This window comes from Agarivorans sp. QJM3NY_29 (assembly GCF_050870835.2).
Classification (GTDB): Bacteria; Pseudomonadota; Gammaproteobacteria; order Enterobacterales; family Celerinatantimonadaceae; genus Agarivorans.
On sequence record NZ_CP194036.2, the window covers coordinates 4,762,413 to 4,776,369 of the forward strand.

Here is a 13,957-nt window from a genome sequence, read left to right on the forward strand (position 1 = left end):
CAATCAACAAATCCACGAATAATTTACTCGGCTCACAAGATCTTCGCGACGAGACCATTAATTTGCTAATTATTCTTCAATTCTCGATAAAAATTGAGCACTTAGAGCAAAAGTATGCGATCTTAGAAGACTAGTTATTTACGGAGAAATATAATGGCGCAGTTGTCGTTTAAACTAAAATTACTAATCAGTATTACGGTACTATTTTGTTGTTTGTTAGTGACAATGCTGATTTTTGGGAACGCATCACTCAGTACCGAGCAGGCTGCTGCTGCCACCCAATTAAATGCCAATCAAATTCAGGCATTATTTGCCGAAACGACAGCTCAGGCAAAAGCTAAAATGTTGTTAATTTCAGCGCTTGGTGGCCTTGTGATATTAGTGGTGGTGACCATGATATTACAAAACTTCTTAGCCTCTTTAGCTCGAATGACCCGCCACATGGGTTATCTCGCAGGAAAAGATGGTGACTTAAGATTGAAATTGGAGGCTCAACAGAGCCAAGAGTTAACCGACATGGCGCTGCAATTTAATGCCTTTACCGAAAAACTTCGCCAAATAATGCTACAGCTACAACAGCAGGCCAATCAGCTCACTCAAAGTTCACAGCAACTGGCAAAAAATGCTCAAACCTCTGGTAGCTTAAGTCGCCGCCAACATAATGAAACCGACAATGTCGCCACCGCGGTCAATCAGATGTCATCCAGCGCCGGAGAAGTCGCCGAACTGGCCAATGGTACTGCCAGTAACGCCCAAAAAGCCGAGCAACAGCTCAGTCAAACTCAGCAAGAGTTTCAATATTCTGTGGAACAGATCCGCGACGTATCATCAAGTATGGAAGGAATTAGCGAGCGAATCACCAAGGTTGCCGGACGCAGCCAAGATATTAACAGTATTTTAGAAACCATTCGCGGTATCGCCGAGCAAACCAACTTATTAGCTTTAAATGCCGCCATTGAAGCCGCTCGAGCTGGTGAACAAGGACGCGGCTTTGCGGTTGTAGCCGATGAGGTTCGTAATCTTGCAGGAAGAACCCAAAGCTCCACCGAAGAAATTAACCAGTTGATTCAAGCCTTACAAAGTGATGTGAATGCAACCGTAGATTTAATATCCACCAGTCGAGAACAAGTCAACAAAACAGCTTTAGATACCGAAGGTAGCTACGAACAGTTGCATAGCGTGGTCGCTAGTATTTCGGCCATCAACGACAATGCCGCTCAAGTTGCGACCGCAGCGGAGGAGCAAAGCCATGTCAGCGGCGATATCAATAATAATATTAGCGGCATGGGTGAAGCGGCTGAGCAGCAAAATGCCTTAACTCATGATATTGAAAATCTCAGCACCGAATTATCTCAATTGGCCCTGTTACTCAATGACCAACTGGCGACTTTGAAGGCCTAAGTTATCGTTAATGAGTACCAGTTTACTTTTTGCCAGCTGGTACTCATCCTTCCGATGAGCGGTTTAATTCAGTTCCCGTTCTCAATCATCCATCCCTTCATGCCGTGAGCCAACTCGCGAGTAACTTCATTAAACTAGCCTATCCTTAGAAGAAACAAGTCATTGGAGTTGGTTTATGGACATGACACTCACCTTTTTAGGAGCCGCCGAAGAAGTCACGGGATCTTGTCACTTACTCACCATCAATGATCGCCAGATCCTATTAGATTGCGGGTTGATCCAAGGTAGCAAAACTGATGCCCTACGCAATCATCAAGACTTCTATTTTGATCCGAGTCGCATCGATGCTGTCATTCTTAGTCATGCCCACATCGACCATTCCGGGCGGATCCCACAACTGGTGAAATCAGGTTTTAGCGGGCCGATCTACACTCATAAGGCCTCGGCAGAACTATCCGAAATCATGCTCAAAGATGCCGCCATGTTGCAGCAACGCGATACCGAACGAGTCAATAAGAAGCGATTGAAAAACAATCTTCCCACGATCGATATACTTTATGACGAACGCGATGTCGAACAAGCAATAAAGCAGTTCTTGCCCATTACCTACGGACAAAGAGTCAGCATTTTCCCCGGTATTGAACTGCGCCTCTCCGATGCGGGGCACATCCTTGGCTCTGCTTTGGTCGAACTATGGTTAACCGACCCCACCGGTCAGAAAAAAATTGTCTTTAGTGGTGATCTAGGCCGAGAAGGCATGCCAATTCTTAACGATCCGGTTGCCATTGATGATGCCGATTTAGTATTAATGGAAAGCACCTACGGCGATCGTTTTCACCGCTCTTGGGAAGAAACCATCACCGAACTGGAACAAATATTTGCCGCTGCGATCAGCCATAGTCAAGGTAATATTTTACTCCCCGCTTTTTCGGTGGGCCGAGCCCAAGAATTGCTCTACCTATTTCATCTTTATGCCAAACAATGGGATTTATCTCGTTGGAAGGTTTGCTTAGATAGTCCAATGGCGATAGAAGCAACCAAGGTATACATCAATAATTATCCGGTAATGGATGATGACTTTAAGCGCTTTACTCGGCAACACCCTGGCGAGCATCCCTTATTGTCTAATGTTGAATTTATAGAAAGCACCGAAGAGTCGATGGCGCTCAACGATATCAATCACGGTTTGATCATCATCGCTGGCAGCGGCATGTGTAATGGCGGCCGGATCCGTTGCCACCTAGAGCATAATCTTTGGCGCAGCGAATGTGATGTCATTATATGCGGCTATCAAGCAATTAGCACTCCCGGAAGGCTACTGGTTGATGGGGCAGATTACCTCACCATTCATGGTAAACCAGTGAAAGTGGCGGCTAAACTACATACCGTGGGCGGTTTATCTGCCCATGCAGACCAAGCGGAACTCATCGCTTGGTATCACCAATTTAAAGCGAGCCCTCCCTTAGTTTTAGTACATGGCGAACCACTAGCTCAACAAGGTTTAATCGCCGCTATCAATGAGCAACTCAGTCCGCCCCCCAGAGCTTTAGTCGCCGCAAAACGCGGCGATAAACTAGACTTGAGCGCCTTGCCAAAGCTGGTCTGGCTGCCCTAAACAATATAATGATATATCGCCGCGAAATGGCAAGCGCAGCCCGCCACCACAAATACATGCCATATCGCATGGCTGTAGACTCGATGTTTAGCGACATAAAAAAGCGCGCCAATACTAAACAACAAACCGCCAACAGCTAACCAGACGAGACCTAGGGTGGCGATATTCAAGTACATAGGATAAGCGAGCACTAACGATAACCATCCCATAATGAGATAAGTGCTCAAGGAAATTTTAGGAAAGCGAGTGCCAGTGAGTAGCTTAAAAGCGACCCCAAAAATCGCGAGGCCCCATATGATCAACATCGATCCCCACGATAGCATCCCCTCAAAGCGAAGCAACAAAATAGGGGTATAAGTTCCGGCAATTAACAAGTAAATAGCAGAATGATCAAACAGTTTTAAGCCTGCCTTCCAAGTGACATTGCGACACCCGTGATACCAGGACGAAGCCAAGAATAATAGGATCAATGCGCTTCCATAGATTGTCACCGCACTCACCGCCATCAAACCATTAGCCTTAATGATTAACATGACTAAACCGATGATCGCAATCAACAAAGCAATCCCATGAGAAGCAACATTCAGTTTCTCTTCACGCTCACTGTAGCCACTGGTCAATACGCTCATTTCGCAACCCATTTATCATCAACTGAATCAGCTTAAACTTTCAGCGTACAGTTGTACACTGAAAATAATATGAATTTTTATTGTCGTCGGACAGACATCATCACCGCATCTATAATGTGATTGATCATTAGTTTTTAAGTGCTTGAAATATTGAGTCTCACCGGCCGTTCAAGCGCTAAATCCTTTCCACCAAGAGTTCAAATTTCCGCCATAACGTATCGCAAAAAATTAACAAAGCGCCCGAGAGAGCCTGCATCATAAGCGTATTCAACTATAATTAAGGCACCAAACATCAATCACTTGCAGAGTTATGGAGAATGCGATGCGGCAACAACTTCCGCTTGCTTGGGCTCAATCGATAGCACTATGCCAAGACGTGAGCCAGCTAAACTTTGAACATCTGCTAAAGAACATTAGCAATGATCCTCAATTGCAAAAATTTGCGCCCGATGGGATCTGCCAAATCGACCCGCGCAACGGCAATTTAATTATCTATAATTCAGCGCGCGCCAAACGGATCCATACAACCAGCCCGCCGATAAACGTAAATACCAACCAAGCGTGCCCTATCTGTGAAGGTAAAAGCGCCGATATTTTAGATATTGCCGAACACAGTCAAGGTTTTACCTTTATCAATAAAAACCTGTACCCTATCTTTCATCCGATCAAGGAATTACCTCAAGAAGCCGCAGACTACTTTCAGCATCAAGATCCTTACCACAATGGTCGCGCCTCCTATGGCTTTCACCTCTTACAGTGGACCTCGTCGATCCACGAACTCGACTGGCATAACTTGCCCTATGCTGACGCCATGATTAGCTTTCAGCGATTGGCAGCTTTAGAGCAAAGCTTGCTGCATCAACCCACCGATTTTATGTCTCGTTCCGAAAGCAAAGTGGAACAACAGGTGGTCAGCGGATATGTCTCAATTATAAAAAACTATGGTGCCACCGCTGGGGCCTCGCTGAGCCATGGTCATCAACAGATCGCTTATAGCAATATTTTGCCACAGCATTTTTTTAATAACCTACGTTTTAGAAAACGTCATAACCGCCCCTTCAGTCAGTACATGATTGACGAAAATCCTAAAAAGCTATTAGTAAAAGACTATGGCGAGGTACAACTAATCGTGCCTTACTTCATGAAAAGACCACTAGACATGCTTTTGATCTTTAAAGACAACGAAAAACGCTACCTACACCAACTCAATCAACAACAGCAACAGCAATTAGTGCTGGGTATACAACAGGCGATTCGAGCAATCATGCACCTGATGGAACAGATGGGGATGAGCCCTGCCTATAATATGATTGTGAATAACGGGCCTGGCTGTGGTTTATACATCGAGTTTCTGCCCAAAACTCAGATGATGGGAGGCTATGAGCAAATCGGCTTATTTGTTTGCCAAGCCAACGCTTCTGATTCGGCCAAATTAATACGTCAACATATCGCAGCAGAATCCAACACTAAGCAATTTTGCGCTGCAGACAGTGGCTAACGATAACGGTTTAAACCGCAGTCTAAACACCACTCAAGCAAAATCCCCAGCAAACTGTGCGCAACCAACGGAGAAATCATCCGTTCCGCAATATTTTATATCCCCGATGCTGCGACCTGAGCTTTTCAAGTGTTTGCGTAATTCTGGCAAAAAAAGAAAAGAAGTAATGCTGATATCCATCGCTATATTTCACGGCAAGGACTTAGTTACACTGCGCAGCTTAGGGCATGTGGTTTGACAAGGGGGCTCAATGCTTTGTCTAAGCTCGCCCTGGCGACACACTCATCGAGCATCATGCAGATCACCTCATCGTACGGCATCTGATCCGCAATTTCGCAAGCTTTTAGGAAATAACGAGTCCCATGATTCATTCCCGAAACCAAATTGGTTTCCATAAGAGAACATAAGCCGAGTGCATCCATGTTGAGATTTAATTGAAAACAAGGTGTTTCGCCCAAAACCTCGCACACCGAAACCTACAAAAGCGGCAGCAGCCAAAGCCTTCACAGCAGCAAATATCATGCGCTTCGATTTCTTGCAGTATTTCACTATCAGATGCTTTTACTATCGCACCAAGGACCCACAGTCACTCTTTGTCTGCTAAACACTTCTACCAACACAGGCTACTGGTATTGACCATATAAAGACATAAGTTTTAACTCAAATTTAGCAAAGTTTTACACTAAAAAATGATCATCAACCATAACCATCAACTATCAATTAAGACAAATCACTTATAGCTAGCTGCCATCACCAAGAGTAGTTAGACGCTCTTTGTAAAACCATGAAATAGACAGCGCTTTCGGTGCTGTCTATTTCACTTGATAAGGGAATCATGCCTTGCTTCAAGCTGCAACAAACAAGCTCGTAGCTTAGACTATTTGTGTCCAGTCAAATCTGTCGACTGAGAGCGGGTCCTGCTGGTGTTCTGCACCGAACTCTGTAAGTCCCGCTGAAAAGACGACTTATACATTTCGCGGTTATCCTGTTTTAAGCGACTAAAGGTATTCGGCGCCGAATGCTGTAAGTCCATGCTGTCTTTTATACTCTGCCCGACGCCTGTCAGCGCACCATAAGTCAATAAGGCTAAGGACAAACGAGGGTTACCAACCACCCTTGAGAGAGGCTTGGTGAACATCATCCGGGTCGGTAGGAAGCGGGCCGTTTTACCCACGCGGGTTTGCCGAGGAAACATTCGGTCCATCGCCTGATTGGTATTTTGCCGCTGTTGGTAACGATGGTAGAGCGAGAATGCCAATAAACTAGAGCCTAACACCGGTGCAATTTTTTCCTGAGTATAATCGACAGCGGCTCGACCACCGTGGGCCAGCTTGTTTCCAGAGTCCAACTCCTGATACCGCTCATGCATATTCCAAAAAGTACGTTTAGCTTCCCCCATTTTCTGCTTACCAAACTTAGTTGGACTCTGATACAGCTCCCACGGCTGCAACAACTGGGCTTTACGCTGCTGTAAATAGCGCATTGACTGATCCGGCTGAGTAAAGAGCCTTGCAATATTGCCAGGATGATAACGTTCCATTGTTTTAGAAGGCATTTTATCGCCCACACCACTGGCATAACCTTTCCCGTATCGAAGCAAACGTTCGCTATTATCGGCCAATACATCAACGCCCTTATTAAACACCGCTTTTTGGATACGTTGAGGTAGCCAGTCATCCTGGCTGCTCTTAAACTTAAGCATTTCTCTGCCTTTATTGTTGGCGACGACGGCAGATTCCTGAACGCTTGAATCTAACTGTTGGTGAAAGGTGTTACGACGTTGTTGGGTCCAGTCCTTCACGGAATCCAGATGCTGCCCGAAGGGCGAGGACTGTAAAAACGATTGCTGATAAGAGGATAATTGGCTCTGTAGCCGATTAACATTGCGGCTGAAAAACCGAGTGGTGTCGAATAAAGGTTTAAAAGGGACTGAACTTCCCTTTGCTTGCTCGTCCATAACTCACTCCGTAGAAGACTCTTGTTTAATTCACTGAAACAATTTTCGGGCCACAAGGTAGTAAGTTATTTTTAACTTATAAATCAAATGATTACATCTTTACTTATTGTCCACTAAAACGCTCTGGGTAAATTATCACCCGGCCAATCTCGAAACACACCCGCTCGATACCGATAACAATGTCTATCGCTGCACAGGACAGTCACACTCCCTAAATCAAAGGGACGCAATGCGTCCCTTTAAACACACTATCACGGCTTACAATTTAAAAGTTTTAACATCGCTATTGAGTTCTTCGGCATGCGTTTGTAAGGCTTGTGATTGTTTTAAGCTATTATTCGCTCTCGAGATCAGGTTTTCAGTCACATCTTGGATCGCCACTACATTTTGTGAAATTTCATTTGAAACATGAGTTTGCTCTTCTGCGGCGGTCGCAATTTGAGTAGCCATGTCTCGAATTAACGTCACCGAAGCAGTGATTTCTTCCAAGGCATCACTCGCCTTATCGGCATCATCCACCGATCCGCTAGCTAGCTCAGAGCTACTAGCCATCAGCGAGACAGCGCGCTCGCTAGTTTTTTGTAGCAGATCGATGGTGGCTTTAATCTCTTCGGTAGAAGTATGCGTGCGTTGCGATAATACTCGAACCTCGTCGGCAACCACTGCGAAACCACGCCCCTGTTCTCCAGCTCTAGCTGCCTCAATCGCCGCATTTAAAGCCAGTAAGTTGGTCTGCTCGGCAATCCCTTGGATTGTGGTTAATACAGTACTGATTTCCATGGCATGTTGACTTAAATCGGCGATCACCGAACTTGCTTCCGTCACCTCGTTGGCCAGCCGGTTGATCGAAGCCTTGCTATTCACCACCAACTCATGACCATGGTTTGTGCTACTTGCCGAATCGTGAGTGGCCTGTGCTGTTCTATCCGCATGCGAGGCGATCTCGACTGTGGCCGAGGCCATCTCGGTCACAGCAGTCGCAACCATAACAATTTCTTGCTGCTGGCCTTCAATTTCTGCAACCGTCTCATTGGCGCTACGAATACCTAATTCTGATTGCTGTGTTAACTGGATCGACTGCTGCTGCACATGGCTGATCAGCTGCTGCAGACTTGAGACAAAAATATTAAAGTTATTGGCCAGCTCACCCACTTCATCTTGATTATCGATATCGATCCGCTGAGTTAAATCACCACTGCCTTGAGCAAACTCGGCTAAGGCACTCGACACTCGCCCCAATGGTTTGAATAAGATGTTACACAACAAATTGAATAAAATGACACACACAACCACAACCGCCAGAGTCGCCATCACTTGTCCCCAAACTGCTGCAAACAAGGGCTTAACCAACGAATCGTGATTCACCACAATCACCGTCGCCAAATTAGTACCGACGATAGCTTTAGCAAATAAAACAAACTGCTCACCCTGGATATTCACCGAGGCAGTTTTACCGACACGCAATGCATTTTGGATATCTGCGTAGTTTAAACCCCGCTCTGCCACCGATTTATTTAATAACTTAGTGTCTGAATACACGAAAAACTGGCCTTGCTGGTTCACGATGAACATGTCCCCTTGGCCCGGTAAAATCACTTTATCCAGAGTATTCATAATATCGGTAATTTCAACATCTGCGCCCAAGACTACTTGTTGACCATTCAGCCTTAAAGCTTTACCCAATGACACCACATTGGCCCCAGTGGCCGCGGCTACGGTTGGGTTATCCATAAAAACTTCACTCGGCTTGGCCTTCGCATTGATATACCACCCCCACTGACGCGGGTCATTGTTGCCGGCTGGCAATACCACGCCATTGGCATTTTTTTGCGAACCATCGGGATATGCGAGGAACACATTATCGAAGGCTCCCGAATCACGAATTTGTTGTAAATGCAGTACCAGTTGTTGCTCTTGAGCGGCTTCACTCAAAGATGTCAAAGCCCGTTCTTTAGATAGCAACCAATTGCTTACGTATTGATTATAAGCAGTCGAAGAGCTAAGTAGTCGCTGCTCCACATCATAATCGAGGCGCGACAAAGATGCCCTGAATGATAAAGCTTCTACTAGTAATCCACCCAAAATAATCGCCAAGCTAGCAGAAATGGCGAGTTTATTTTTCAGGGATATTTTTTTAAACATTCATAACCTCTATTGGGAAAAAGAAACAGCTATGCCCGCCTAACGGCGGTCGACACGATGTCACGGTGGGCATTGAACAATATGATCATCGACAAAGTCAATCGATGAGAATTCTTGGCTTGATTCTCCATCACAGCCCAAGATATTGAGCATTATAACTTTAAATATTTAACAACGCAGGTTTATCATCTACCAGCGTGAGCAAGATTGAATTAAACGTGATCTTTGACTAAATCATACCTCTGACCCGCAGCCTCATGAAACGCAACGATCAAGCTCCAAGCGTAACGTTAGGCCAAACAATAGCGACAAAAAAACCACTCAATAGAGCGGCTTGATCAGTGTCGCTTAAAGTGGCTAAAAACTTAAACACTCATCCAACGTTTTACATCCGCCTCATCGACGTCCTCTTTACGACCTTGCAAGACCACATTACCTCGATCGAGTACGGTGTAATGGTCGGCCAAAGCCACCGCAAAATCAAAGTACTGCTCTACCAATACAATCGCCATTTCACCGCGATCGCGCAGCAGCGCCAGTACTTTTTGAATATCTTTAATAATTGAAGGCTGAATGCCTTCAGTAGGTTCATCGAGCATCAACAACTTTGGCTGCATAATTAAGGCCCGAGCAATCGCCAGTTGTTGTTGCTGCCCGCCCGATAAATCACCGCCGCGACGGCTGAGCATTTGCTTCAATACTGGAAACAAACGAAAAATTTCATCGGGAATAAAACGTTCCGACTTCGGCAGCACCGAAAAACCAGTTTTCAAGTTTTCCAGAACCGTTAACTGACCAAATATTTCGCGCCCCTGCGGCACAATGGCAATGCCTTGCTTGGCACGCTGTGCGGCCGACAGTTTACTAATATCTTTACCGTTAAACATGATGCGACCGGCACTAATTGCTTGTTGGCCCGCCAGCGCCTTCAGCAAGGTGGTTTTGCCCACCCCATTACGACCCAGTACACAGCTGATCTTGCCCGCTTCAGCGTTCAAATCCACACTGTATAGCGCCTGACTAGCGCCATAGTGACTATTCACTTGAGAAAGTTCTAACATTTATCCACCTTACATAACGCTTGGCTGGCGGCACTGTGATGGCAGCCTGATTGACAAAATTCCAACATCAATTACGACCTCCTAGCGCCCTAAATAAACTTCAATCACTTGCTGGTTTTGCTGTACCTGCTCAAGAGTGCCTTGAGCTAATACCGAACCTTCATGTAATACCGTAACCGGACAATCGAGGGCTTTTACAAAATCCATGTCATGTTCAACCACCACCAGCGAGTGCTTCTTGGCCAGTTGTTTAAATAACTCGGCGGTTAAAGCGGTTTCTTCATCGGTCATCCCAGCAGCCGGTTCATCGATAAGTAACAACTGCGGTTCCTGCATAATTAACATGCCAATTTCCAACCACTGTTTTTGTCCATGCGACAGCGAGCCTGCCTGCCAATCTTGTTTATCGGCTAAGCGGATTAAGGCCAGCGTATCGTCAATGGTTTTATGAGCACGCCTGGAGAGTTTATGCAACAAGGATTCAAACACCCCTCGATGCCCAGCGAGGGCTAATTCAAGATTTTCAAAGACCGAGAGATTTTCAATCACCGACGGTTTTTGAAACTTACGACCAATTCCCAAATTAGCAATTTCAGCTTCATCATATTGAGTCAGGTCCACATCATTATTAAAAAATACCGAGCCTTCATCGGGACGCAACTTGCCAGTAATCACATCCATCATGGTGGTTTTACCCGCGCCATTGGGGCCAATAATCGCCCGCATTTGACCCGGCTCAAGGATCAACGACAAACTATTCAAGGCTTTAAAGCCGTCGAAGCTTTTGCTGACACCGTCCACATATAAGATTGTGTCTTGAGGAATATGTACGCTACGCATTCACCACTCCTTCACTTTTTTTGCCCGATTTAGCTGTTGGGCTAGCTTGTGCGTTTGCTTGACTATCGGAAGTTGTCATTACAGGCTTTCGCGCAGAATGAGCGGCGAACTTGGCCTTAATACTGGCATATAAGCCCACGACGCCCTTGGGAAGCCACAAAGTCGTCACCACAAATAAACCGCCTAAGAAAAACAACCACAGCTCGGGGAAAGCGCCCGTAAACCAAGACTTACCAAAGTTCACCAACAGTGCGCCAAAGATGGCGCCAAATAAAGTGCCGCGACCACCTACTGCCACCCAAACAATGCTCTCAATCGAGTTGAGCGGTGCAAATTCGCCAGGGTTAATAATACCAACCTGTGGCACATACAGCGCCCCCGCAACCCCCGCTAACATCGCCGAAACCACAAATACAAACAATTTGAAACGTTCCACCCGGTAACCGATAAAGCGCGTCCGGCTTTCACTATCGCGCACCGCAATTAATACTCGCCCCAGCTTGGAATTAACAATCCAGCGACAAAGCAGATAAGCCAGCGCTAATGCCAACGCACTCAAAGCAAACAATACCGCACGGGTACTCTCCGCCTGCAAACTAAAACCAAGAATATCTTTAAAATCGGTTAAGCCGTTGTTACCACCAAAACCCATGTCGTTGCGGAAAAATGCCAACATCAGGGCGTAGGTCAGGGCCTGGGTAATAATCGACAAATACACGCCGGTCACTCGGGAGCGAAAAGCCAGGTAACCAAAAATAAAGGCCAAAATACCCGGTGCTAAAAACACCATTAACATGGCAAAGGGAAACCAATCAAAACCAAACCAGTACCAAGGCAACGCCGACCAATCGAGAAATACCATAAAATCTGGTAGCTCTGGGTTGGCGTATACCCCACGGTCGCCAATTTGTCGCATCAAGTACATACCCATGGCGTAGCCACCCAAGGCAAAAAATGCACCGTGCCCCAAACTTAAGATGCCGCAATAGCCCCACACTAAATCCACCGCCAGCGCGAGCAAGGCATAACACAGATACTTGCCTAACAGGGTAACCCAATAAGAGCTAAGATGGAGTGGGTTTTCCGGGCTAAGTGCCAGGCTCATGAAGGGCACTAAAACCGCCGACAATAACAAGGCCAGCAACATGGCGTTGCCAACTTTGTCTTTCACTAAAAATCGAACTAATACTGACTTCGGCATGAACTAGTCCTCCACCGTACGACCTTTCAAGGCAAATAAACCTCGAGGACGCTTTTGAATAAACAGAATGATGAAAACCAGCACCAAAATCTTGGCTAAGACTGCGCCAGCAAAAGGTTCCATTAACTTGTTCGCAACCCCTAAGGTCAGAGCTCCAATCACCGTACCAAACAGGTTACCCACACCGCCAAATACCACCACCATAAAGGAATCGATAATGTAATTTTGCCCCAAATTCGGGCCAACATTGGTCAACTGACTTAAGGCCACTCCAGCAATACCAGCAATGCCCGAGCCCAAGCCAAAGGTCATGGCATCCACCCAACTCGAGCGGATCCCCATTGAATTGGCCATCGCTCGGTTTTGCGTCACCGCCCGCATTTGCAGACCGAAAAAGGTCTTGCGCAAAATGGTCCATAACAGGGCAACCACCATAAAACTGAAAATAATGATGTACAGGCGGTTATAAGTCAGCGACAACACGCCGTTAATTTCCAACGAACCGCTCATCCATTGTGGGGTAATCACCGCTTGGTTCAAAGGGCCAAAGATGCTGCGCACCGCCTGCTGTAACACTAAACTTAAACCAAAGGTCGCCAACAAAGTTTCTAGCGGACGACCATATAAGAAACGGATCACCCCTCGTTCGATCAAAATCCCTACCAGCCCCGATACCACAAAAGCCGCAGGGATCGCCACCAACAGCGACCATTCGATATGATGAGGCATCAACTGTTGCACCACATAGGTGGTATAGGCGCCGAGCATGATCATTTCGCCATGGGCCATGTTAATCACGCCCATCACCCCGAAGGTAATCGCCAGGCCAACCGCAGCCAGCAATAACACCGCCCCCAAACTCAAGCCAAAATAGATATTTTCAGCGACGCTATTCAGTTGCAATAACTGCTGGTTGGTCGCTATCGACTCGTTAATCGCGGCCAGCACCTTGGCGTCTTTTTCAATTGTTTGTTGTTTTACCAGTACATTACGTGAGGCAGGGTCTAACTGACCAGACAATAGTTCGGCAGCCTCGGCACGCGCCGATAGATCGGCAAATTGCAGGTTAATGATCGCCTGCATTTCTTTAAGTTTGGCGATCACCGCCGGATCTTGCTCCAGCACCATACGCTTTTCGATGAGCCCAGAATATGAGCTATCTGCGTCATTCATTAGCGAGCGGATCGCCGCAATGCGCTGCTCGCTGGTCTCTGCATTCAAGCCGACCAATGCCAAACCATTGCGCAGTTGACGGCGAATTTTGTTATTCACGGTAATTTTCTTAATTGCCTTTTTTTTCAGGGTGCCTAAATCACTGCCATCAATTACCGAAGTAATCGCATATTGCTTACCTTTCTGCTTAGCGATAACCACTTGTTTGCTTGATTTGATGTAGTACAAGTTAGCGTCTAACAGACTTTGAAAAATTAAACTATTCCGTGGATCGGTAGTTTCTATAAGCTGTTCAATCGCTTGCTGCTTCTGGGTGTTTTTTTTGGTGGTTAAAGTCTGCACGGTCTGTGACCAATCGCTGGCTGGTGCTGCAAACAAAGCACTACTGAATAAAAGTGCCAACAACAGTGCGGAGAAACGAGATATGTATATGCTCAAAA

The 13,957-nt window shown here is 46.1% G+C and carries 10 protein-coding genes; 3 read left to right on the forward strand and 7 right to left on the reverse strand.

The genetic code is table 11. From position 1 onward, the window contains the following. The first annotated feature begins 153 nt into the window (after positions 1-153). Positions 154-1,401, forward strand: a complete 1,248-nt coding sequence (locus tag ACRRS0_RS21660; RefSeq protein ID WP_432455523.1) for a methyl-accepting chemotaxis protein — start codon at positions 154-156, stop codon at positions 1,399-1,401. Between the two features lie 175 nt (positions 1,402-1,576). Beyond that, positions 1,577-3,016, forward strand: a complete 1,440-nt coding sequence (locus ACRRS0_RS21665) for an MBL fold metallo-hydrolase RNA specificity domain-containing protein (RefSeq protein ID WP_432455522.1) — start codon at positions 1,577-1,579, stop codon at positions 3,014-3,016. Here the strand turns inward: ACRRS0_RS21665 and trhA are convergent. Beyond that, complete coding sequence (gene trhA, locus ACRRS0_RS21670; protein WP_432455521.1) at positions 3,013-3,645, reverse strand: PAQR family membrane homeostasis protein TrhA; 633 nt, start codon at positions 3,643-3,645, stop codon at positions 3,013-3,015. The two genes, ACRRS0_RS21665 and trhA, sit on opposite strands and share 4 nt — an antisense overlap. Before the next feature lie 322 nt (positions 3,646-3,967). On the opposite strand from trhA, the gene ACRRS0_RS21675 reads away from it, so the two are divergent. Further along, positions 3,968-5,143 carry a hypothetical protein gene (locus ACRRS0_RS21675; RefSeq protein WP_432455520.1) on the forward strand — a complete coding sequence of 392 codons (1,176 nt, stop codon included), beginning with the start codon at positions 3,968-3,970 and terminating at the stop codon, positions 5,141-5,143. A gap of 877 nt (positions 5,144-6,020) precedes the next feature. On the opposite strand, the gene ACRRS0_RS21680 is transcribed toward ACRRS0_RS21675, so the two are convergent. The 6 genes from ACRRS0_RS21680 to urtB form a co-directional block, all read right to left on the reverse strand. Further along, positions 6,021-7,100 (reverse strand): hypothetical protein, encoded by a 1,080-nt coding sequence (locus ACRRS0_RS21680; protein WP_432455519.1) that lies wholly within the window; start codon positions 7,098-7,100, stop codon positions 6,021-6,023. A 258-nt stretch (positions 7,101-7,358) separates the two neighbouring features. Continuing rightward, complete coding sequence (locus tag ACRRS0_RS21685; RefSeq protein ID WP_432455518.1) at positions 7,359-9,242, reverse strand: methyl-accepting chemotaxis protein; 1,884 nt, start codon at positions 9,240-9,242, stop codon at positions 7,359-7,361. A gap of 365 nt (positions 9,243-9,607) precedes the next feature. Beyond that, positions 9,608-10,303: an urea ABC transporter ATP-binding subunit UrtE gene (gene urtE, locus ACRRS0_RS21690; RefSeq protein WP_432455517.1), complete on the reverse strand. Its 696-nt coding sequence runs from the start codon at positions 10,301-10,303 to the stop codon at positions 9,608-9,610. An 81-nt stretch (positions 10,304-10,384) separates the two neighbouring features. Further along, complete coding sequence (gene urtD, locus ACRRS0_RS21695; RefSeq protein WP_432455516.1) at positions 10,385-11,143, reverse strand: urea ABC transporter ATP-binding protein UrtD; 759 nt, start codon at positions 11,141-11,143, stop codon at positions 10,385-10,387. Continuing rightward, entirely contained in the window at positions 11,136-12,344 is a 1,209-nt protein-coding gene (urtC, locus tag ACRRS0_RS21700) for an urea ABC transporter permease subunit UrtC (RefSeq protein WP_432455515.1), read from the reverse strand. Before urtC ends, urtD begins: the two co-directional genes overlap by 8 nt. Before the next feature lie 3 nt (positions 12,345-12,347). Further along, positions 12,348-13,955 (reverse strand): urea ABC transporter permease subunit UrtB, encoded by a 1,608-nt coding sequence (gene urtB / locus ACRRS0_RS21705; RefSeq protein WP_432455514.1) that lies wholly within the window; start codon positions 13,953-13,955, stop codon positions 12,348-12,350. Between the last annotated feature and the right edge of the window lie 2 nt (positions 13,956-13,957).